Origin of the sequence: Rhodoblastus sp. 17X3, assembly GCF_030056575.1 — a bacterium.
GTDB lineage: Bacteria > Pseudomonadota > Alphaproteobacteria > Rhizobiales > Beijerinckiaceae > Rhodoblastus.
In genome coordinates this window covers 271,061-292,845 of the sequence record NZ_JASHHX010000002.1, presented here as the reverse complement: position 1 = coordinate 292,845, position 21,785 = coordinate 271,061, and the positions used below count along the sequence as shown (strand labels likewise).

General features: G+C 65.2%; 23 protein-coding genes. 9 read left to right on the top strand and 14 right to left on the bottom strand.

The annotated features are described in order from the left end of the window. Positions 1-18: 18 nt before the first annotated feature. The 4 genes from metG to QM467_RS04015 are packed head-to-tail and all read left to right on the top strand — an operon-like array spanning position 19 to position 4,035. Positions 19-1,587, top strand: a complete 1,569-nt coding sequence (gene metG, locus QM467_RS04030) for a methionine--tRNA ligase (RefSeq protein WP_283365011.1) — start codon at positions 19-21, stop codon at positions 1,585-1,587. Continuing rightward, on the top strand, positions 1,587-2,372 hold the full coding sequence (locus tag QM467_RS04025) for a TatD family hydrolase (protein WP_283365010.1): 786 nt from the start codon (positions 1,587-1,589) through the stop codon (positions 2,370-2,372). The genes metG and QM467_RS04025 overlap by 1 nt, the downstream gene beginning before the upstream one ends. After that, positions 2,369-3,163 (top strand): MBL fold metallo-hydrolase, encoded by a 795-nt coding sequence (locus QM467_RS04020; protein ID WP_283365009.1) that lies wholly within the window; start codon positions 2,369-2,371, stop codon positions 3,161-3,163. The genes QM467_RS04025 and QM467_RS04020 overlap by 4 nt, the downstream gene beginning before the upstream one ends. Further along, positions 3,160-4,035, top strand: coding sequence for a phytoene/squalene synthase family protein (locus tag QM467_RS04015; protein ID WP_283365008.1), 876 nt, complete (start codon positions 3,160-3,162; stop codon positions 4,033-4,035). The genes QM467_RS04020 and QM467_RS04015 overlap by 4 nt, the downstream gene beginning before the upstream one ends. On the opposite strand, the gene QM467_RS04010 is transcribed toward QM467_RS04015, so the two are convergent. From QM467_RS04010 to QM467_RS04000, 3 genes are all read right to left on the bottom strand, one after another. After that, positions 4,032-4,265, bottom strand: coding sequence for a hypothetical protein (locus QM467_RS04010; RefSeq protein WP_283365007.1), 234 nt, complete (start codon positions 4,263-4,265; stop codon positions 4,032-4,034). The two genes, QM467_RS04015 and QM467_RS04010, sit on opposite strands and share 4 nt — an antisense overlap. Before the next feature lie 74 nt (positions 4,266-4,339). Further along, the gene (locus QM467_RS04005) at positions 4,340-4,546 is read right to left on the bottom strand and encodes a hypothetical protein (RefSeq protein ID WP_283365006.1); all 207 of its coding nucleotides are present in this window, start codon (positions 4,544-4,546) and stop codon (positions 4,340-4,342) included. A 23-nt stretch (positions 4,547-4,569) separates the two neighbouring features. Then, positions 4,570-5,235 (bottom strand): alpha/beta hydrolase, encoded by a 666-nt coding sequence (locus tag QM467_RS04000; protein WP_283365005.1) that lies wholly within the window; start codon positions 5,233-5,235, stop codon positions 4,570-4,572. A gap of 203 nt (positions 5,236-5,438) precedes the next feature. Between QM467_RS04000 and QM467_RS03995 the strand changes: the two genes are divergently transcribed. Then, the gene (locus tag QM467_RS03995; protein ID WP_283365004.1) at positions 5,439-5,753 is read left to right on the top strand and encodes a hypothetical protein; all 315 of its coding nucleotides are present in this window, start codon (positions 5,439-5,441) and stop codon (positions 5,751-5,753) included. 15 nt (positions 5,754-5,768) lie between these two features. Here the strand turns inward: QM467_RS03995 and trmFO are convergent, their stop codons facing one another. Beyond that, positions 5,769-7,169, bottom strand: a complete 1,401-nt coding sequence (trmFO, locus tag QM467_RS03990) for a methylenetetrahydrofolate--tRNA-(uracil(54)-C(5))-methyltransferase (FADH(2)-oxidizing) TrmFO (RefSeq protein WP_283365003.1) — start codon at positions 7,167-7,169, stop codon at positions 5,769-5,771. 191 nt (positions 7,170-7,360) lie between these two features. On the opposite strand from trmFO, the gene QM467_RS03985 reads away from it, so the two are divergent. The 3 genes from QM467_RS03985 to der all read left to right on the top strand — a co-directional run bounded on the left by QM467_RS03985 (position 7,361) and on the right by der (position 10,229). Continuing rightward, positions 7,361-7,912, top strand: a complete 552-nt coding sequence (locus QM467_RS03985; RefSeq protein WP_283365002.1) for a DUF2239 family protein — start codon at positions 7,361-7,363, stop codon at positions 7,910-7,912. Between the two features lie 164 nt (positions 7,913-8,076). Further along, positions 8,077-8,814, top strand: a complete 738-nt coding sequence (locus QM467_RS03980; protein ID WP_283365001.1) for a tetratricopeptide repeat protein — start codon at positions 8,077-8,079, stop codon at positions 8,812-8,814. Then, a complete protein-coding gene (gene der / locus QM467_RS03975) occupies positions 8,814-10,229 on the top strand; it encodes a ribosome biogenesis GTPase Der (RefSeq protein WP_283365000.1) in 1,416 nt (471 codons plus the stop codon). The genes QM467_RS03980 and der overlap by 1 nt, the downstream gene beginning before the upstream one ends. Before the next feature lie 31 nt (positions 10,230-10,260). Here the strand turns inward: der and QM467_RS03970 are convergent, their stop codons facing one another. From QM467_RS03970 to rpsF, 10 genes are all read right to left on the bottom strand, one after another. Continuing rightward, a complete protein-coding gene (locus tag QM467_RS03970) occupies positions 10,261-11,028 on the bottom strand; it encodes an SDR family NAD(P)-dependent oxidoreductase (protein ID WP_283364999.1) in 768 nt (255 codons plus the stop codon). 25 nt (positions 11,029-11,053) lie between these two features. Next, entirely contained in the window at positions 11,054-12,553 is a 1,500-nt protein-coding gene (purF, locus tag QM467_RS03965) for an amidophosphoribosyltransferase (protein WP_283364998.1), read from the bottom strand. A 145-nt stretch (positions 12,554-12,698) separates the two neighbouring features. Continuing rightward, complete coding sequence (locus QM467_RS03960; RefSeq protein WP_283364997.1) at positions 12,699-13,436, bottom strand: CvpA family protein; 738 nt, start codon at positions 13,434-13,436, stop codon at positions 12,699-12,701. A gap of 143 nt (positions 13,437-13,579) precedes the next feature. Then, complete coding sequence (radA, locus tag QM467_RS03955) at positions 13,580-15,022, bottom strand: DNA repair protein RadA (protein ID WP_283364996.1); 1,443 nt, start codon at positions 15,020-15,022, stop codon at positions 13,580-13,582. A gap of 111 nt (positions 15,023-15,133) precedes the next feature. Next, entirely contained in the window at positions 15,134-16,309 is a 1,176-nt protein-coding gene (gene alr / locus QM467_RS03950) for an alanine racemase (RefSeq protein WP_283364995.1), read from the bottom strand. 9 nt (positions 16,310-16,318) lie between these two features. Further along, positions 16,319-17,782 (bottom strand): replicative DNA helicase, encoded by a 1,464-nt coding sequence (locus QM467_RS03945; protein WP_283365045.1) that lies wholly within the window; start codon positions 17,780-17,782, stop codon positions 16,319-16,321. Between the two features lie 320 nt (positions 17,783-18,102). Continuing rightward, complete coding sequence (rplI, locus tag QM467_RS03940) at positions 18,103-18,666, bottom strand: 50S ribosomal protein L9 (RefSeq protein ID WP_283364994.1); 564 nt, start codon at positions 18,664-18,666, stop codon at positions 18,103-18,105. A 19-nt stretch (positions 18,667-18,685) separates the two neighbouring features. Then, positions 18,686-19,678: a hypothetical protein gene (locus QM467_RS03935; RefSeq protein ID WP_283364993.1), complete on the bottom strand. Its 993-nt coding sequence runs from the start codon at positions 19,676-19,678 to the stop codon at positions 18,686-18,688. 143 nt (positions 19,679-19,821) lie between these two features. Continuing rightward, positions 19,822-20,067: a 30S ribosomal protein S18 gene (gene rpsR, locus QM467_RS03930; protein ID WP_283364992.1), complete on the bottom strand. Its 246-nt coding sequence runs from the start codon at positions 20,065-20,067 to the stop codon at positions 19,822-19,824. Continuing rightward, positions 20,067-20,504: a 30S ribosomal protein S6 gene (gene rpsF, locus QM467_RS03925; protein ID WP_283364991.1), complete on the bottom strand. Its 438-nt coding sequence runs from the start codon at positions 20,502-20,504 to the stop codon at positions 20,067-20,069. The genes rpsR and rpsF overlap by 1 nt, the downstream gene beginning before the upstream one ends. 320 nt (positions 20,505-20,824) lie before the next feature. Between rpsF and fabD the strand changes: the two genes are divergently transcribed. After that, positions 20,825-21,772: an ACP S-malonyltransferase gene (gene fabD, locus QM467_RS03920; protein ID WP_283364990.1), complete on the top strand. Its 948-nt coding sequence runs from the start codon at positions 20,825-20,827 to the stop codon at positions 21,770-21,772. Positions 21,773-21,785 lie beyond the last annotated feature (13 nt).

Here is a 21,785-nt window from a genome sequence, read left to right as displayed (position 1 = left end):
ACGGAGAAATTCCAGCACATGTCCGAACGCGCCAGTTTTTACATCACGACCGCGATTCCCTACGCCAATGGCGCGCCGCATATCGGCCACGCCTATGAGCGCATCGCGACCGACGCCTTCGCCCGCTTCAACCGGCTCGACGGGCGCGACGTGCTGTTCGTGACGGGCATGGACGAGCACGGCCTGAAGATGCAGCAGACGGCAACGCGGGACGGCCTGACCCCGCTCGCGCTCGCTGACCGCACCGCCGCGCAATTTATGGAAATGGGCGAGAAGCTCAACGCCGCCGCCGACGATGTGGTGCGCACGACGCAGCCGCGCCACAAGGCGACGGTGCAGGAAATCTGGCGCCGCATGGCGGCCAAGGGCGACATTTACCTGTCGAAATATTCCGGATGGTATTCGGTCCGCGACGAGGCCTATTACGACGAAGGCGAACTGACCGCGAATGCGGAAGGGCGTAAATTCGCGCCCACCGGCACGCCGGTCGAATGGGTCGAGGAGGAGAGCTATTTCTTCCGCCTCTCCAATTATGCCGAAAAGCTGCTGGCCCATTACGAGGCTAATCCGGATTTCGTCACGCCCGAAAAATACCGCAACGAGATCGTCGCCTTTGTGAAGCGGGGCCTGAAGGACCTGTCCATCAGCCGCACCACCTTCGACTGGGGCATTCCCGTGCCCGGCGACGAGCGCCATGTGATGTATGTCTGGGTCGACGCCCTGACAAACTATCTTACGGCGACCGGCTGGTTCGACGACAGCCCACGAAAAAAATTCTGGCCCTGCGACGCCCATGTCATCGGCAAGGACATCACCCGTTTCCACGCGATTTTCTGGCCGGCCTTCCTGCTATCGGCGGACCTTCCCTTGCCAAAGCAGATCGTCGTCCACGGCTTCCTGTTCAATCGCGGCGAGAAAATGTCGAAGTCGGTCGGCAATGTCATCGACCCGATCGCGCTGGCGGACCATTATGGCGTCGACGCCTTGCGCTATTTCTTCCTGCGCGAAGTGCCCTTCGGCCAGGATGGCAATTATTCGCATGAGGCCATCGTCCAGCGCATCAATGCCGATCTCGCCAATGATCTCGGCAATCTGGCGCAGCGTTCGCTTTCGATGATCGCCAAGAATTGCGGCGCGAAGGTCCCGGAACAGGGCGAGGTCGAGCCCGCCGATGCTGAAATGCTGGCCAAGGCCTATGAGGCCGTGGCAAAGGCGCGCGCCGCCATGATCGTCTATGCCCCGCATCAGGCCTTGGCCGAGATCTGGGCCGTGGTCGGCGAGGCCAATCGCTATTTCGCCGGGCAGGAGCCATGGAAGCTGACCAAGACCAATCCGACGCGGCGCGATTCGGTGCTCTTTGTGACCATCGAGACGCTGCGCGTCGTCGGCATCCTCTGCCAGCCCTTCGTTCCGGAGGCGGCAGGAAAATTGCTCGACCTGCTCTCTGTTCGCGCGGACGAACGCGACTATGTCTACGCCAGGCCGGAGCACCGGCTGTTTGCGGGCGCGGACCTTCCCGCGCCGTCGCCGATCTTCCCGCGCTATGTCGAGGCGGAAGAGGCGCCCGCTAGAGGAGCGGTTTCCTGATGCTGATCGACACGCATTGCCATCTCGATTTCCCGGAACTGACGAAAGAGCGCGACGCCGTGCTTGCCCGCGCGCGAGCCGCCGGAGTGGGGCGGATGATCACCATCTGCACCGAGATCGAGAAATTCGGCGCCATTCGCGAAATCGCCGAGAGCGATGAAAACATTTATTGCTCGGTCGGCACCCATCCCAATCACGCGCTCGACGAGCGCGAATTTTCCGCCGTCGAGATCGCGGCTCTGGCGGAGCATGACAAATGCGTCGCCATCGGCGAGGCCGGGCTCGATTATTTCTACGACCGCGCGCCGCGCGATCTCGCCCATCGGGTGTTCCGCGCCCATATCGACGCGGCGCGGAAAACGGGCCTGCCGCTGGTGATCCATACCCGCGACGCCGACGAGGACATGGCGGCGATCCTGACGGAAGAAACCGCCAAGGGTCCGTTCAAGGCGCTCCTGCATTGCTTTTCTTCCAGCCGCGCGCTGGCGGAAGCGGCGCTGAAACTCGGCCTCTACATCTCCTTTTCCGGCATCGTGACCTTCAAGAATTCCCAGGAGCTGCGCGACGTCGCGGAGATCGTGCCTCTGGACCGTATTCTCGTTGAGACCGACGCGCCCTTCCTTGCGCCGACGCCTTATCGCGGCAAGACCAATGAGCCGGCCTATGTCGCCGCGACGGCCAAGGTGCTGGCCGAGGTCAAGAAAATCACGCCCGAACAACTGGCGGCGGTGACGACGGCCAACGCCCTGCGGCTGTTCGATAAAATGCCGCCGCTCGCCGCATGAGCCTCGACATCACCATATTGGGCTGCGCCTCGTCGGCGGGGGTGCCCCGGGTGGCGCAGGGCTGGGGCGCGTGCGACCCGCGCAACCCCAAGAACCGCCGCCGCCGCTGCGCCATTCTGGTGGAGAAGCGCGGCGAGCGCGAGCCGACCCGGCTGCTGGTGGACGCCGGCCCCGACTTGCGCGAGCAATTGCTGCTGGCGAACGTTCAGAGCATTGACGCGTTGCTGCTCACCCATGCCCATGCCGATCACATCCACGGGCTCGACGATCTTCGCCCGCTGACCATGGAGATGCACCGCAAGATCGCCACCTATCTCGACCAGCCGACCTGGAAATCTGTCGGACTGCGCTTCGACTACCTGTTCGAGACGCCGCCGGGCAGCAATTATCCGCCCCTGCTGATCCCGCATTTCATCCATTATGGCCGACCGTTCTTCCATGGCGGTCCCGCGGGCGAGATCGAAACCATGCCGTTCCGTCTCAATCATGGCGACATAGACGCGCTCGGGTTTCGCTTCGGCGCCTGCGCCTATACGCCGGATGTGAAATATATCCCGCCGGAGAGCGCGCAATATCTGGAAAATCTTGATCTCTGGATCGTCGACGCCCTCCGCCACCGCCTTCATCCGAGCCATCTTTCGGTCGGCGAGACGCTGGAGTTGATCGCGCATTTCAAGCCCAAACGGGCGGTGCTGACCAATCTCCACACCGATCTGGATTACGAGACGCTGCGCCGGAATTTGCCGGAAAATGTCGAGCCGGCCTATGACTTCATGCGGTTGAGCCTGTGACGGCCGACCGGCTGGCCGAGCATTATGCGCTCTGCGGCGCAGCCCTGCGCGAGAGCGACCGCGACCGCTGGCTCGCCTGCCTGTTCGCGCCGGAGGCGGCGCGGCCGCATCTCTTCGCGCTCTATGCCTTCAACGCCGAGATTGCGCGCATCCGGAGCCTGGTCACGCAGCCGATGCTGGGCGAAATGCGCCTGCAATGGTGGATCGACGCCCTCGACTCTCTGGAAGGCGCCGAACCGCGCGGCGACCTGCGCGCCCATCCCGTCGCGGACGCGCTGCTCGCCACCGTGGAAAGCCGCGGCCTGCCGCGTCAGGTTCTGCTGGACGCGTTAGATGCGCGGCGCTTCGACCTTTACGAAGACCCTGCGCCGGACATGGCCTTTCTCGATCATTATTGCGACGAGACCTGTTCGGCTCTGTTTGCGCTTGCGTCCCATATCATAGGGGGCTCGGGGGGTGGGGGTGGAGCCGGGGAGGCCGAGGCGCTGGCCGCGCGTCACGCCGGCCGCGCTTTTGCGCTCGTCGGCCTGCTGCGGGCGCTGCCCTGGCACGTCGCGCAGCGGCAATGCTACCTTCCGGGCGACCTTCTGGCCCGGCACGGGCTGACGGCGGGCGACTTTTTCGCCCGCGAAAAAAATCCCGCCATCACTGCGGCTCTGGCGGAGCTGCGGGCTCTGGCGCGCGACAATATCGGCAAAGCGAAACATAGCCTTCTCTCCCTGCCAAGATCCGGACGCGAGGCTTTCCGCCTTCTCACACTGCCCGAACTTTACCTGCGCGAAATGGAGCGCCGGGATTACGACCCTTATTTGACGCTCGTCGATGTTCCGCTCTGGCGCCGCCAATGGGCGCTGTGGCGCAACAGGCTCTAAAATCCGTAGATGTTCTCGCGCAGCGCGTCTTCATAGCGCTTTTTCGCGGCCTTCACCTTCGAACGGATCGCGTCTTCGTCGAAATGCGCCTGTTCCCACAGGTCGATCTTCGCGACATCGTGATCGACCGTGGCGAGATCTTCTTCATGCTTGATCGCCGCGATCCATTCCTCGACAGCGGCCTTGTAGGCGCCCTGCAATTCGTCGAGATGGTCGAGATCTTCCGCCATGTGCGTCTCCATTTTCCGGGAGACTAGCGCGGGCGCATGACGCCCGAACGACGGAGTTTCGGCAAGACGTCGCGCTATATGCCGGCGGGACAGGCAATTTCCTTGCGGACGGCGGCGGCGAAGGCCTTCAGGCCGCAATTGATGCGCAGGGGGCTGAACTTGCCGCCTTTTGGCCAGGCCTGATAGGTGACGATCTGCCGGGTGATCGACAGGACTTTGTAATTCTCGGCGCCGGCCGAATAGCACTTGCCGGGCTGGATATCTTCTTCGTTCATCGGCATGGATTGGCTCCAGTTGCGACTTGTCAGCCGTGGTCGACTGCCTGACGTTGCGGATTCTGATGTTTGACATGGCGGGCGAGAAAAGCGCCGGCCGCGTCCGCGCCCTCGCCGTCGATCTCATGGCCGAGTCCGGGGCGCTTGAAGCTCCAGACGGGCGCCCCGCGCGCCTTCAGCGCCTCCTTGAGCGCGAGCATGCCGGAAAAGGGCGCTTCGCCATCGGCCTCGCCGTGGACGAGAAGGGTCGGCGCGGCGGAAAACTCCCGTACCGGCAGGCCGGAGGCGTAATAGGCGCCGGAAAAGCCAACCAAAGCCGCAAAAGGCTCCGGCCGGCGCAGGCCGACATCAAGCGCCAGTTCGGCGCCTTCGCCAAAGCCGACCAGAGCGACATGCGAGGCGGGCAGGCGGGTCCGCGCCAATTGTTCGTCGAGATAGGCGTCGAGCGCCATGGCGGCTTCGGCGATGGAATCGCCGGGCCGCGCCGGATCGCGCCAGACCGCGCGTCCGTGAGCGTCGCGGAAGGGCGCCTCAAGGGCGATGAAATCGGCCTTGATCATGCCGGGCGCCCAGCCGAGCGCCAGATCGGCCATATCCTGGCCCTTCTCGCCCTCGCCATGAAGCATGACGACAAGATATACCGGCTTGCCGCAGGAAAGCGCGGCGAGTTTCGGACCTTCGATGATTTCTGGCATGGCGGTCTCGCGACAATGGCGTCCAGGCCAATCAAGGTTCATGCCGCGCCCGATTTCCCGAGATCCGCAGCCCTTGGGCTTTGAGCGGCGGCCTCGCGGGCGTCGCTCGACCTTGGCCCATTCTCTGCTTCGTCCGGCACGTGTCGCTTTCGCTACAGGCGTCGCGCGGCGGCGGCTGGAAGCCACGGAACAGGGATCAAACCATGACGCTCGACCTCAAGGGAAACTGGACCGACGCCGATCTTGCCAAACTTCTGGCGTCCCAAAGAGACGATCGCGACTGGCGGCTGGAGGTCAATCCCGCCGGGATTGCGTCGCTTTCCGACAAGAGCGCCAATCCGACCGGTCCGGACTATGACGAAGGCCTGCACTGCTTTTTCGAGACGTGGATGACCGGAACGGATTTCGTCGGCCCCTCGGCGGCCAGCGACAAGACCCTGGTGGGCAAGATCGCCAAGGCCCTGCGCGAGAATTATCCGGCTCTCAAAGGGCCGAAATTCGTCTACGTCTCGCTGTAAGCGGCGGAGACAGGCTCATTGCGCGGCTGACAGCCATCCGCGCAGATCCTCTTCCGCCCGCGCCGAAAGGGCGCGCTTCTTGGCGACGGCCTTTTCCGGCCCGCGCAATCTCTTCCCGCCCTCCGCCTTGGGCGTGAAGTCGAGCGGTGGGAACAGGCCGAAATTGACATTCATCGGCTGGAAGCTGCGCGGCCCGGCGTCGATGGTCTCGATATGGCCCCCGGTGATGTGGTTGAGCAGGGCGCCGATGGCTGTGGTCAGCGGCGGCGCCGGCAGTTCGCGCCCGAGGCGCTCCAAAGCCGCCATGCGCCCGGCGATCAGGCCGACCGCCGCGCTCTCGACATAGCCTTCGCAGCCGGTGATCTGGCCCGCAAAGCGCAGGCGCGGCTGGGCCTTGAGCCGCAAGGCTTTATCCAGAACCTTGGGAGAATTGAGGAAGGTGTTGCGGTGGAGGCCGCCAAGCCGCGCGAATTCCGCGCGCTCCAGGCCGGGTATCTTCCGGAAGGTCTCGACCTGCGCGCCATAGAGCAGCTTGGTCTGGAATCCGACCATATTATACAGCGTTCCCAGAGCGTTATCCTGCCTAAGCTGAACAATCGCGTAAGCCTTGACGGTCGGGTTGTGCGGGTTGGTCAGGCCCACTGGCTTCATCGGACCGTGGCGCAGGGTTTCGCGCCCGCGCTCGGCCATGACCTCGATCGGCAGGCAGCCGTCGAAATAGGGTGTCTTCTCGAAATCCTTGAATTCCGTCTTGGGACCTTCGATCAAGGACGTGACAAAGGCCTCATATTGCTCGCGGTCGAGTGGGCAATTGACGTAATCCGCGCCCGTGCCGCCCGGTCCGGCCTTGTCATAGCGTGATTGCAGCCAGGCCTTGTCCATGTCGATCGAGTCGAAATGTACGATCGGCGCGATGGCGTCGTAAAAGGCCAGTTCCGCCTCGCCTGTCAGCGCGCCGATGGCCTGCGCCAGCGCCGGCGAGGTCAGCGGGCCGGAGGCGATGATGACATTGTCCCATTCCGAAGGCGGCAGGCCAGCGATCTCTTCGCGGCGGATCTCGATCAGCGGTTCGGCCTCCAATGCCGCCGTTACCGCTGCGGCGAAGCCGTCGCGGTCCACCGCCAACGCGCCGCCCGCCGGCACCTGATGGGAATCGGCGCAGCGCATGATGAGCGATTCCATCGCCCGCATCTCGCGGTGGAGCACGCCGACGGCATTGGTCCCGGCGTCGTCGGAGCGGAAGGAATTGGAGCAGACCAGCTCCGCGCAGAAGCCCGTCTTGTGCGCGTCCGTCGCGCGCTCGGGCCGCATTTCATGCAGTATGACGGGAACGCCGGCGCGCGCGATCTGCCAGGCGGCTTCAGAGCCCGCGAGGCCGCCGCCGACGATGTGCACGGGTCTGGAAGGTAAAGTCATCTACACCGATCAATGGGAAAGAAGCGGGCTCGCGCAGCTGCGCACCGCAACGGCGGCTCTTTCCGCCGTGTTCAACCCGGCACATTTCGCTTCACACGGCCCGAAGGTCAAGGATGAAAAAACACCCGGGTAGAATTGCAATATCATTTTATCCGGGTATAATTTGCGCTGCAAAGAAAGGCGCCGCTCCGATGAACACGTTTGATATCGATTCCTGTACGCTCTTCGCGGGCTTTCGTCGCGTCGCCAGCGGGCCGCGCGACGATATAGCCGACGCAGCCAGCAGAGTTGCGGGGAGCGACCCCACGCTGCGCCTCTTGATCTTCGACGACGCGACAGGTCGTCAGATCGATCTCGCGCCGCGCGCGGCGTCGCCACTTGCCCCTGCCGCGGAAACACGTGGACGCGGCCGGCCCAAGTTGGGTGTCGTGTCGCGAGAAATCACGCTGCTGCCGCGTCACTGGGATTGGCTAAACGGCCAACCCGGCGGCGCGTCCGTAGTCCTTCGCAAACTTGTCGATCAGGCTCGAAGGGAGGCAGGAGCATCCGACCGCCAGAGGGAGGCCCGGGATGCAGCCTATGGGTTCATGTCGGCGATGGCCGGGGATTTCGCCGGGTTCGAGGAGGCGTCGCGCGCGCTGTTTGCTGGCGATCACGCCAAGTTTGACGCAATCATCGCCGATTGGCCGAAGGATGTTGGCGTTTATGCGGCCTGGCTCGCGTCTGGCGGCGCGAGGAATTAGAATTACACCCGTGCCAACGCCGATCGGATCCCGGAAGGTCCTTGGCTATGGCGGCGACGCGCCCGCTCCGATTGAGCGTGACGCGCGAGAAAAACGCGGCTGATCCTCGCCTTTGACGCCGCGCCGTGCTAACCGCAAGGCGAAAGGCGCAAGGGAAAAACGAAATGGCCGATATTTTCCGCGAAGTCGATGAAGACGTCCGCTCTGACGTGCTGAAACGGCTGTGGTCGCGATATTCCATCGTCGTCTATGGCCTGGCCGCCGCGATCGTGGTCGGCACCGCCATTTTTGTCTTCCTGAGCCATCAGCGTCAGTCGCGCGCCGAGGCGGCCGGGGCGGCCTATGCGGCGGCGCAGGCGCTGTCCAGGGACAGCAAGCCGGAAGCCGCGACCGCCGCCTTCGAGGAACTCGCCAGGACCGCGCCGCTGGGCTATCAGACGCTGGCGCGACTGCGCGCGGCCGAGGAACGCGCCTTGTCGGACCGCGCGACGGCCGTGAAGGAACTGGACGCGCTCGCCGCCGATAGCGCGCTCGACAGTCTGCTGCGCGATGTCGCCCGTCTGCGCGCCGCCCTGCTGCGGGTGGACGAAGCCAGCAAGGCCGAACTGGAGCAGCGTCTCACGCCGCTGCTGGACGGCTCCTTCCGCCACACCGCGCGGGAATTTCTCGGCCTCGCCGCCCTGAAGCGCGGCGATTTCGAAGACGCCGGCAAGTGGTTCGACCAGATCGTAGTCGATTCCAAGGCGCCCGAGGACCTGCGCCAGCAAGTCAACGCCTATCTGTCGCTGGTGCGCGGCGGAGGCAAATTCACGCCGGCGGCTTCCGCCCCGCCGGCGCCCGCCAAGGCGGCCCCCCCCGAGCCCGCTTCCGACAAGCCGGCCGACCAGAACCCAAAGAAATAATGACCTTTACCGTCGCCATCATCGGCCGCCCCAATGTCGGCAAGTCCACTTTGTTCAACCGGCTGGTCGGAAAGAAGCTCGCGCTTGTCGACGACCAGCCGGGCGTCACGCGCGACCGCCGCGCGGGCGAGGCGAAGCTCGGCGACCTGAATTTCACCATCATCGACACGGCCGGCCTGGAAGAGGGCGGCGTCGAAACGCTCACCGGCCGCATGCGCGCCCAAACCGAGGCGGCGATCGAGGATGCGGACGCAATCTTCTTCGTGATGGACGCGCGCGTCGGCGTCACGCCCGAAGACCGGCATTTCGCGTCGCTGGCGCGCCGCGCCGGCAAGCCGCTGATCGTCATCGCCAACAAGGCCGAAGGGCGGGCGGGCGAGGCGGGCGCCTATGACGCCTTCACGCTCGGCCTCGGCGATCCGGTCGCGCTGTCCGCCGAACATGGCGACGGCCTGGCGGAGCTTTATGCGTCGCTGCTCACCGCCTTGCCGGAAGCCACGGCGCTGTCGGAAGACGACGAGGACGTGCGCGAGAGGCTGGTTCTCGCCGAGGACGAGGACGGCAGCGAACTCGACCCGACCAAGCCGCTACGCATCGCCATCGTCGGCCGGCCCAATGCGGGCAAATCCACGCTCATCAACCGACTGCTCGGCGAGGACCGCCTCCTGGTCGGGCCGGAGGCGGGCGTCACGCGCGATTCCATTGGCGTCGAATATGTCTGGCGCAAGGGCGAGCAGGAACGCGCCCTCAAGGTTTTCGACACCGCCGGCCTGCGCCGGCGCGCCCGGATCGACGACAAGCTCGAAAAGCTCGCCGCCGCCGACGCCCTGCGCGCCGTGCGCTTCGCCGAAGTCGTCGTCATCCTGCTCGATGCGACCATTCCGTTCGAAAAACAGGACCTGACCATTACCGACCTTGCCGCGCGCGAGGGCCGTGCGCTCGTCATCGGCGTCAACAAATGGGACCTGATCGAGGACAAGGGCGCGAAACTGGTTGAACTCCGCGAGGAGGCCGAGCGCTTGCTGCCGCAAGTGCGCGGCGCGGCGGTTGTTCCGGTTTCCGGCGCGACGGGGCAGGGCGTCGACGCGCTGATCGAAGCCGCGATCAAGGCCCATGAAATCTGGAACCGGCGCATTTCGACAGGTCGGCTCAACCGCTGGCTCGAAGGCGCGATCGACCAGAATCCGCCGCCGGCCGTGGCCGGACGCCGCATCAAGATCCGCTACATGACCCAGCCCAAGGCGCGGCCGCCGCATTTCGTCGTTTTCGGCAACCAGCTCGACGAGCTGCCGGACTCCTATCAGCGCTATCTCGTCAATGGACTGCGCCAGACCTTCGCCTTGCCGGGCACGCCGATCCGCCTCACCCTGAAGCAGGGCGACAATCCCTATGCGGGGAAAAAGCGCAAGCGCTGAGGCGAGGCGCCCGGCTTGAGCCGGGCCTTGCTCAAGCCGGTCCCTGGAAGGACAGCACCTTGTCGGCCGGGAAATCGTAGATCCGGCCGGTTTCGGTCCAGTCCGGGTCGCACAGATCAACCAGTTTCGGCGCGAATTCCTCAGGCGTGCGCAAGGTCGACGGGTCTTCGCCCGGCATGGCCGAGGCCCGCATCTTGGTGCGCAGCGGACCGGGATTGACGCTCATTGCCTTGACGTTCGAGACATTGACGACATCGGCGGCATAGGAGCGCAGGATCGCGTCGAGCGCGGCTTTCGAGGCCGCATAGGGTCCCCAGAACGCGCGATAATCCGCCCTTTGAGCCGCGCCGGAGGAAATGAGAACGACGCGGCCCGCGTCGGAGGCGCGCAGCAGCGGATCGAGCGAGCGCAGCAGCCGGTAATTTGCGGTGACATTGACCGCGAAAAGCTTGTCCCACTTGTCCGGATCGCAATGGGAGATCGGCGTCAGCGGGCCGAGCACGCCGGCATTGCCGACGAAGATGTCAAGCTTGCCCCAACGCTCGTGAATCGCGGCGCCGAGTCGGTCGAGCGCCGCGAAATCGGTGACGTCGCAAGGAACGAGGGTGGCCTCGCCGCCGAGCGCCCGGATCTCGTCGTCCAGAGCCTCCAGCGCGCCCTGTGTCCGCGCCATGGCGATGACATGGGCGCCGCGGCGGGCGAGTTCGAGCGCAACGGCGCGCCCGACGCCGCGCGAGGCGCCGGTGACGAGGGCGATACGGCCGGCGAGCTTGCCGCCGGGCGAGGAAAGATCGGACATCAGAGAGGCCTGTTGGTGGTGGGGGTCAGCCGGTTTCGGCGAGCAGCGACAATTGCGCGCGAATATCCTTGCCATTCATGTCGGTCAGCGTGGTCGGATAGTCGCCGGTGAAGCAATGGTCGGTGAATTGCGGGCGATTCGGGTCGCGGCCGTCGCAGCCCATGGCGCGATAAATGCCGTCCACCGAAAGGAAGGCGAGGGAATCGGCGCCGATCCAGGCGCGCATCTCTTCCAGAGTGTGGGTCGCGGCGAGCAGCTTGTCGCGTTGCGGCGTGTCGATGCCGTAATAATCGGGATGGGTGATCGGCGGCGAGGAAATGCGGAAATGCACTTCCTTGGCGCCGGCTTCGCGCATCATCTGCACGATTTTCACCGACGTCGTCCCACGCACGATGGAATCGTCGAGCAGCACGATCCTCTTGCCCGCGACCACCGCGCGATTGGCGGAATGCTTCATGCGCACGCCCAGTTCGCGCACCGTTTGCGTCGGCTGGATGAAGGTGCGGCCAACATAATGGTTGCGGATGATGCCCAGCTCGAACGGCGTTCCAGAGGCGCGTGCATAGCCGATCGCCGCCGGAACGCCGGAATCGGGCACGGGCACGACGACATCGGCGTCGAGCGGATTTTCCCGCGCGAGCTGCGCGCCCATTTCCTTTCGCACGTCATAGACCGAGCGGCCGTGGACGATGGAATCGGGACGGGCGAAATAGATATATTCGAAGATGCAGGGGCGGGCGGGCTGGCGCGGAAAGGGCCGGATGCTTTCCAGCCCTTCATCCGAAATCACGACGATTTCCCCATTTTCGACGTCGCGGATGAAATGGGCGCCAATGATGTCGAGCGCGCAGGTTTCCGAAGCCAGAATGTAATGGCCATCGAGCTGGCCGAGGACAAGCGGACGAATGCCTAGCGGATCGCGCGCGCCGATCAGCTTCTTGTTGCTCATGGCGACGAAGGCGTAAGCGCCTTCGAGTTGGCGCAGCGCTTCGATGAAGCGGTCGACGACCGAATGTTTGCGGCTGCGGGCGACAAGATGCAGCACGACTTCGGTGTCGGAGGTCGATTGATAGATCGCGCCCGCGCGGATCAACTCGCGGCGGTGCGTCAGCGCGTTCGTGAGATTTCCGTTGTGGGCGACCGCGAAGCCGCCCGAGTCGAGTTCGGCGAACAGGGGCTGGACATTGCGGAGGATGGTTTCGCCGGTCGTCGAATAACGCACATGGCCGATGGCGCGATCGCCGGGCAGGCGCTCGATCGTCGAGGCCTTCGAGAAAGTGTCGCCGACCATGCCCATGCGGCGCTCGGAATTGAAGCGCCGCCCGTCATAGGACACGATGCCCGCCGCCTCCTGACCGCGATGCTGCAAGGCGTGCAGGCCGAGCGCGGTGATGGCGGCCGCGTCGGGATGGCCGAAAATGCCGAAAACGCCGCACTCCTCGCGCAAGCGGTCGGCGTCCATGTCAAAGTCCGCGGCCATGTCGTAATTGGCGGTCAAGCCTCGCCCCGCACCGGATTGATCCATTGTCCTGGCTCCAGTTGCGCGCGAAAAATATCCGCGCGCGAGGCGTATCTATCGCCCCATTAGCGAAAGAGTGCTCAATAAACCTCTGTGCGACAAATGGAAAGTCTTTGCCGAAATTTCCAGCGCCGCTGGACGGTAATCTTGATCAGCGCGTGTTCTTGAGAAGATTATCGATGGTTTTCTTGTCGTCAGGCGCCGCGGGCGCAGCCGCCGGCTTGCCGGGACGCGTGGGCGGGACCGGAGGCGAGGGCGTCGCGGGCGCGGTTTTCGGCTCGGAATCCGTTTCCGGCGGCGGCGCCTCCTCGCCTGTGGCGGGCAGCTTCGGCTTCTTGAATTTCGCCAGCAGGCCGTCGGGGTCGTCCGGGAGAAGCGCGAGCAATTGGTCGCTTGTGGCCTTCAGCAGCGGCAGGCTGCGCGAATTGGCCAGCCATTGATTGCGCAGGGCCGCGCTGGAGCCAACGCCGCCAGCCGTGGGACTGGCGGCTTCCGGGGCGAGCCAATTGAAAAAGATGAAGGCGATGGCGCAGAGCAGCAACCCGCGCACTGCGCCGAACAGGAAGCCCAGCGACCGGTCCAGCGCGCCGATCTTGGAATCGAGAATCGCGTCCGAAATGCGGATGGTGATGAAGGAGACGATGATCAGCGCGACGAAGAAGATGGCGGCGCCGGCGGCGTAGGGGCGCAGGGCCTCCTTGCTGATGAAGACCGGCGAGGCGGGGTCCGCGAGCTTGGGGATCAGGAGCGGGTAGAAATAGACCGCCGCAGCCGCCGCCGCGCCCCAGGAAAAGATCGCCATGACCTCGCGGGTGAAGCCCCGCACCGTGGCGAGCAGAGCAGAAACGAGAACGACGGCGAGAAGACCCAGGTCAAGATAAGACGGCATTCGGCGCCTCGAACAGCGATGAAATCAGGTTCCGGCGCAGCAGCCGGGAGCGGAAGACAAGGGAGGCGATCTTCCGCCGTCTTTCTTCGCGCAAGCTTATAGCTAATGCGGCCTCTGGCGTCGATAGGCTCGGCGCCAGCAGTTTAAACGGCGGCGCGCGCAGGTCTTTGTGAGTCTCTTGGAGTTTCTCTCGGCGGCGCGCCACGGCCGAGGGCGGCGATATCGGCGATGGCCTCTCCGATATGGCGAACCGGGCGCTGGGCGATTCCCCCATTCTTGCCGGCGCCCTCGCCCTCCTGCGGCCCCTGCGGCGCGACGGCGCGCGAAAAGCCGAGCTTTGCCGCCTCCTTGAGCCGCAAATTGGCGTGCGGCGATGGGCGCACGGCGCCGGACAAGGCGACCTCGCCGAAAAACACCATGTCCTGCGGCAGCACGGCGCCTGTGAGCGAGGACACGAGCGCCGCAGCGGCGGCGAGGTCGGCGGCCGGCTCCGAAATCTTCACGCCGCCCGCCACGCTCAGATATATATCGTGCTGGCCGAGCCGCACCCGGCCATGGGTTTCCAGCACGGCGACGAGCATGGACAGGCGATTCGGGTCCCAGCCAACCACGGCGCGGCGCGGCGTGCCGAGCGTGCTTGGCGCCACCAGAGCCTGAATCTCGACCAGCACGGGCCGAGTGCCCTCCATGCCGGCAAACACCGCCGCGCCGGGAGCCGAGCCGTCGCGCCCGGCGAGAAAGAGCGCCGACGGATTGCCGACTTCGGACAAACCGGCGCCAGTCATTTCGAACACGCCGATCTCGTCGGTCGGCCCGAAGCGGTTCTTGACGTTGCGCAGAATGCGGAAATGGTGCGAGCCGTCGCCCTCGAATGAGGCCACAGCATCAACCATATGCTCCACCACGCGCGGGCCCGCGATCTGGCCATCCTTGGTCACGTGGCCGACGAGAATCACGCAGGCGCCTGACAGTTTGGCGAAGCGAATCAGCGCCTGCGCCGCACAGCGGACCTGCGTCACGGTGCCAGGGGTCGCCTCGGCGGTCTCGGTCCACATGGTCTGGATCGAATCGATCACCACCAGAGCGGGAAGCCGTCCCGTCGAGAGCGTGGCGATAATATCCTCGACGGAGGTTTCCGCCGCCAGCTCGACCGGCGCGTCGCTCAAGCCCAGCCGCTCGGCGCGCAGGCGCACCTGGGCGACGGCCTCCTCGCCGGAAATATAGACCACGCGCTGGCCCCGCCGCGCCAGAGCGGCGCAGGACTGGATGAGCAGGGTGGACTTGCCGATGCCCGGCTCGCCGCCGATCAGCAGGACTGAACCGGGCACGAAGCCGCCGCCGGTGACGCGGTCCAGTTCCGCCATGCCCGAAAGCAGGCGCGGCGCGGGCTTGGCTTCCCCGGTCAGGCCTTCCAACGCGAAGACCCGGCCCTTTTTGGCATTGCGCGCGGCAAGCGCCCCGATGCCCGCCGAAGGCGCCTCCTCGACCAGAGTGTTCCATTCGTTGCAAGCTTCGCATTTCCCCTGCCAGCGCGGGGAAACCGCGCCGCAATTCTGGCAGATGAAAGATGTGCGCGCTTTGGCCAAGGCAGGAATCCAAAAAAGACGGGGTTCCAAAAAAGCCGGGAATCCGGACTTCAAACGAGAACAATTATAGAACATAGCCATTGCGGCTTGTCCAGCCTCCGCACGCCAATTTCAGGCGGGAGGATTAGCGTCCTCGCTCGCCGGAGCCTCGGCCGGCGTCTCCGCGCCGTGGATATATTCGCGCCGGTACCGCGCGCCGAGCCGGGTCAGGATCTCGTAGCCGATCGTCCCGGATTCGGCGGCGAGTTCGTCGATGCTGATATTGGGTCCGAGAATCTCGACACGGTCGCCGCGTCGCAACGGGCCGGTCTCGCTGATGTCGATGATCGAGAGGTCCATCGAAATCCGCCCGACGATCGGACAGTAATGCCCGCCCGCGAAGACCTCGGCGCCGATCGGCCCCTCGGAGCCGCTGCGCGGATAGCCGTCGGCATAGCCGAGATTGATGGTCGCGAGCCGTCGGCGCGAGGGCGCGGTCCAGCGGGCGTTATAGCCCGCCGCCTCGCCGGCCGCGACGTCGCGGACCTGAAGCACGAGCGACGACAGGCCGACGACGCGACGCATTGGATTATCGCTGCCGGGCGTGGGATTGCCGCCGTAAAGCGCGTAGCCCGGGCGGCACAGGTCGAGAAAGGGCGCGTCTTCGAGAAACAGGCCCGAGCTGTTGCACAGCGACGCCGGCATGGGCGGCAGTTGGGCGCAGGCCTGCTCGAAACGTTCGATCTGCAGCCGGTTGCTTGGCGCCGAAATGTCTTCCGCCGAGACGAAATGGCTCATTGCCAGAACGGGCGTGAAGGAGCTCGTCAGGGCGCGGGCGAGCTTGAGGTCGCGCGCGGCGAGGCCGAGCCGGTTCATGCCGGTGTCGATATGGATCGCCGCAGGGTGGGGGACGCCGTCGGCGACGCAAAATTCAGCCCATTCGGCAATCTCCGGCAGCGAGCCGAGCACCGGGATGAGCTGCGATTCGACAAAGAAACGCGCCGATGAGGGGGCGAGGCCATTCAGGACAAAGATGCGCGCCTGCGCGCCGTCCCGCACAACCTGCCGCAGGATCTCGCCCTCGCGGAGATGCGCGACGAAAAAAGTCCGGCAGCCCGCGTCGAGCAGGGCCTGCGCGACCGGCGCGACGCCGAGGCCATAGGCGTTGGCCTTGACCACAGCTGCGCATTCCGCGCCCCGAACGCGGGCGGACAGGCGGCGCCAGTTCTCCGCCAGAGCGCCGAGATCGACCGTGAGGATGGATTCCCCCATCGCCCGGTCCTCGTCGGAAGACGCCCCATCCGTCATCAAAGGTCCTCACATATGGGCGGGCAGGTGATCGTCCTGCGCCAGATCGCTGAATCGCGTATATTCGCCCTCGAATGCCAGCTCCACCGTGCCGGTCGGTCCGTGGCGCTGCTTGCCGATGATCACCTCGGCCTTGCCGTGGGCGCGCTCCATTTCGCTCTGCCAGGTCATGAACTCCGGCGTGCCCTCGCGCGGCTGCTTGTTCTTCAGGTAATATTCCTCGCGATAGACGAAAATCACGACGTCGGCGTCCTGTTCAATCGAGCCGGATTCGCGCAGATCCGACAATTGCGGCCGCTTGTCGTCGCGCGATTCGACCTGACGCGACAATTGTGACAGGGCGATGATCGGCACATTCAATTCTTTTGCCAAGGCCTTCATGCCGGTGGTGATTTCCGTAAGCTCCTGCACGCGATTGTCGCTGCGCGCGCGCGAGCCGGACAGCAATTGCAGGTAATCCACCACCAGCAAATCGAGGCCGCGCTGCCTCTTGAGGCGCCGCGCGCGGGCCGTGAGCTGGGCGATGGAAATGCCGCCGGTATGGTCGATATAGAAGGGAATGCTCTGCATTTCCCGCGCGGCGTGGGTGATGCGATGGAATTCCGCCTCAGTGATGTCGCCGCGGCGGATCTTGTAGCCCGGGACCTGGGCCTGCTCCGCGATGATGCGGGTGGCGAGCTGTTCGGACGACATTTCCAGCGAGAAAAAGCCCACGATGCCGCCATTGACGGTGAGATGCGTTCCGTCTGGCTGCGCTTCGCCGCGATAGGCGCGCGCGACATTGAAGGCGATATTGGTCGCCAGCGCAGTTTTGCCCATGCCGGGACGGCCCGCGACGATGATCATGTCGGAAGCCTGCAGCCCGCCCATCATCCTGTCGAGGTCGTTCATGCCGGTGGCGACGCCCGAGAGTCCGCCGTCGCGCTCCCAGGCCCGGGCCGCCATGTCCACGGCGCTGGTTAGCGCTTCGGAGAAGCGATGGAACCCGCCTTCGTAGCGCCCCGTCTCGGCGATCGCGTAGAGCTTGCGCTCGGCCTCCTCGATCTGGGCGCGCGGGCTGGCGTCCACGCCCGCGTCGAAGGCGGTGTTGACGACATCCTCGCCGATGGAGATCAGATCGCGCCGCAGGGCGAGGTCGTGGATGGCGTGGCCGTAATCCACCGCATTGATGATGGTGGTAGCTTCCGCCGCCAGTCGCGCCAGATATTGCGGAATGGTCATGCCGCCGAGGTCGATGTCGCCCAGAAAAGTCTTCAGCGTGACCGGCGTGGCCAGCTTGCCGGCGCGGATCAGCTGGCCGGCGATTTCATAGATGCGGCGGTGCAGCTCCTCGGCGAAATGCTCCGGCTTCAGAAAGTCCGAGACGCGATCGAAAGCGTCGTTATTGACGAGGATCGCGCCCAGCAGCGCCTGTTCCGCCTCGATATTGGCGGGAGGCGTGCGAAAATTGGTTTCGGGAGCGGCGACCGTCATCAGAGCGCGGTCGATTTTCTTTTCAAGTACGGCCATTGCAGCGCCATTCCTCGCGCGACAGCCTGGCCGCCGCGCCGAATCATTGTGAATTATCGGATTGATGCGACGGAATACGCAATCGCCGCATTGTTCTGACATGGCTTCGGACGGAAGAAATCAACGAAACGTTAAGCGCCTCGCCTTGTCCACGTTGTCCACATGGCCACGGCTAAATTGCGCGGGGGCGGCGAATTGGCTTGACCGCGCCTCCGGCGCCACGCGCAAAAAAACCGGACGGGATCGCTCCCGTCCGGCCTTGTGTTTCAACGGCTTACTAAAGATCAGAGCTCGACGTCGCCGGATTCGGCCAGGGCGGCGCCGACTTCCAGGCCGAGATCGGCCATGGTGGTCTCTTCGCGCACGACGGCCGATTCGCCCTTCGCCTGACGCTCGGCTTCTTCAGCGGAGCGGGCGACATTGACGGTGATCTCGACATCGACTTCCGGATGCAGATGAACCGGGGTCTTGTGCAGGCCAAGCGTCTTGATCGGCGTATGCAGCACGATCTGATGCCGCTCGACAGTGAAGCCGCCGGCCGTGGCGGCCTCGGCGATGTCGCGGGTCGAAACGGAGCCGTAAAGCTGGCCTGATTCGCCAGCCTGGCGCAGGATCACGAAGATCTGGCCGTTCAGCTTCTCGGCGACAGCCTCGGCTTCGCTCTTGCGCTCGAGGTTGCGGACTTCGAGCTGGGCGCGTTCGCCTTCGAAATGCTTCTTGTTGGCTTCGGTGGCGCGAAGCGCCTTGCCGCGCGGCAGCAGGAAGTTGCGGGCGTAGCCGTCGCGCACGCGGACGACTTCACCCATCTGGCCCAGCTTGGCGACGCGTTCGAGAAGAATGACTTGCATGATGTGAACTCCAGTTTGATCAGATTTTGACGGTGGTAGAGCGCGCCTTGCGGGCGCGAAGGGAAAAGGCGGAATCGACCACGCCGAACACGGCGAGAACCACGACCGACCAGGGTTCGAGCACAAGCACCGCGGCGTAGAGGCCGGAGAGCCAGGCGCCGCGAAACCGGTTGTCGCGGGTCAGTCCGTGAAGCGCGGCGAGGCCATGCAGCGCCAGCCCGAAGCCGGTCGCCGCTGCGACGGCGCCGCCGAGGACGCCAACGAGGCCGCCCTTGAACGACAGGCCCGCGGCGAGCAGAAAGAGCGGCGCTACGAGACGCGGCAGCGCCAGATTTTCCGGCAGCGACGGCCAGGGACGCTGCAGACGGCCGGAAATTTCGATTGTCCGCGCCGCGAGCCAGAGGTTGACGGCGAGAAGCAGCGTCTGCGAGGCGGCGACGCCAGCGGGGGCGCTCATGACCAGAAGGCGCTTGATCTTGTCCGCCTCGAGATCCGGCGCCACCGGCCGCAGGCCGGACGCCAGCTCGTCCAGAGCCGGGCCGAGGCGCTTCAGAATGGCGGTCAGCGCGGCGTCGAAGCCATGGTAATGCGTAACGAGAGCGACGACGCCCAGTCCGGCGACGCCGATGGCCAACAGGATGATCGTCGCCAGCAGGGCGCCCGGCGTCATGAAACGCGGCGCAGGCGAGGCGGAATCGCGCGAGGCCAGGGGAGCCTGGAGCAAAGCCGCAAGCAAGAGCGCTGGTCCTGCAAAGCCGAGGAAATAGCCGAGGCCGAAGGGGAGCTGGGCGGCATAAACGAGCAGCGCGGCGCCGGCGAGCGCGCCGACCAGGGCGGCCGGAAAGGAGAATCCGGCGGCGGCGATCATAAGGGGCAGCGGGGAAAAATAGGCGAGCGCCATCGCGAGGCTGGAGCCACGCGTCGAGACGACGAAAAGGAGGGCGCTGGCGAGCCCGGCGCCGAAAGCCACGGCGCGGTCGGGCCAATTGGCCGGCGGAAAATTGTCGTTCATTTACCCTGCTGTCCCGGAACCATGCGCCTGACCTTGTTCCGAGTGCGGAATTGAGGGTCATGCGAGGGCGGTTAGAGACGGATCATAGCCCGCCCCAACGAAAGCGGCGCCGCGCGAATGGCTCGCGCGGCGCGAGTGTCAGATCAGACGATCACGTAAGGCAGCAAGCCGAGGAAGCGGGCGCGCTTGATGGCCTGAGCCAGTTCGCGCTGCTTCTTGGCCGAGACGGCGGTGATGCGCGAGGGCACGATCTTGCCGCGCTCGGAGATGTAGCGCGACAGCAGACGCGTGTCCTTGTAGTCGATCTTCGGCGCATTCGGCCCCGTGAACGGGCAGGTCTTGCGACGGCGGAAGAAGGGGCGGCGCGCGGGGGCGGCGGCGGTGGTCATCAGAACTGTCCTCCTTCAGCGTTGTCGTCACGGCGCGGGCGCGGCGGACGGCCGCCGGGGCCGCCACGGCCCGGGCGATCGCCACGATCGCCGCGATCGCCACGGTCGTCGTCATCGCGCTTGCGCAGCATGGCGGACGGGCCGTCTTCGAGGGCGTCGACGCGGATGGTCAGGGAGCGCAGGATGTCTTCGCTGATCGACCACTGACGCTCGGCCTCGGCCAGGGCGGCCGGCGGGGCTTCGAGGTTGATGAGGGTGAAATGCGCCTTGCGGTTCTTCTTGATCCGGTAGGCGAGGGACTTGACGCCCCAATATTCCACCTTGCCGACAGTGCCGCCGAGGCTGGTCACGGTGGCCTTGAACTGCTCGGTCAGGGCTTCCGTCTGCTGGGCGGTCAGATCCTGGCGAGCAAGGAAAACGTGCTCATAAAGAGCCATGTCATTGCCTTTCTCTATGATTCCCGGCGGCTTGAGCCGCCAGTTTCATCCATCCCGGCGCGGAGCCCTTCGAGCCCGGAGAAAGGCTCGACGGAAACATTTCGAAGGCGGGAACACGGGAAGACGGGTAAACCCAGCCGCAAGCGCGGCCTTCCGTTCAGCCCCCGGCCGAGGGACGAAGCGCGCCTTATAACGGGATTTCGCCGCCGATCAAGCGAAAAGCGCGCAATTGCTGGGCTTTTGCGCGCGCCGCCTTGACAGGCGCGACAGGCGGCGCCATTGCCGACAGCGATTTGACGTAAAACGAGGCAGGACCGCAAGTGACCGTCGCATTTCTCTTTCCGGGGCAGGGCTCCCAGGCCGTCGGCATGGGCAAGGCGCTTTACGAGGCTTTCGCCGCCTCGCGCGACGTTTTCCAGGAAGTCGACGAGGCGCTCGGCGAAAAGCTTTCGACCCTGATGTTCGAGGGCGATCCCGCACAGCTGCAGCTGACCGCTAACGCCCAGCCGACCCTGATGGCCGTGAGCCTCGCCGCCCTGCGCGCGCTTGAGGCCGAGAAGGGCGTGAAGCTGGCGCGCGACGCGCGTTTTGTCGCCGGTCATTCGCTGGGCGAATATTCCGCGCTCGCCGCCGCCGGCGCCCTGACGGTCTCCGACGCCGCCCGCCTGCTGCGCCTGCGCGGTCAGGCCATGCAGAAGGCCGTTCCGGTCGGCGAGGGCGCCATGGCGGCCCTGCTCGGCGCGGAGCCGGAGCTGGCCGCGAAGATCGCCGGCGAAGCCACGGCGGCCTCAGGCAGCCTGTGCGAAGTCGCCAATGACAATGGCGGCGGGCAAATCGTGGTGTCCGGCGCGAAGCAGGCTGTGGATCTGGCAATTGAAATCGCCAAGGAAAACGGCATCAAGCGCGCCATGCTGCTGCCGGTGTCCGCGCCCTTCCATTGCGCCCTGATGGCGCCTGCCGCCGAGGCCATGCGCGCCGCGCTGGCCGAAACGAGCATCCTGCCGCCGGTCGTGGACGTGGTCGCCAATGTCACCGCCGCGCCCGTGCGCGACCCGGACGAAATCCGCAAATTGCTGGTCGCCCAGGTTTGCGGGACCGTGCGCTGGCGCGAGTGCATGGGCTATATGCACAGGCAGGGCGTCGATCTGTTCGTTGAAATCGGCGCCGGCAAGGTTCTGGCCGGTCTGGTCAAGCGCACGGCCGAAGGCGCGCGTGCGCTCAATGTCGGCGTGCCGGCGGACGTTGAGAGTTTTTCACTGACGGTTTGATCCTTTATCCGGA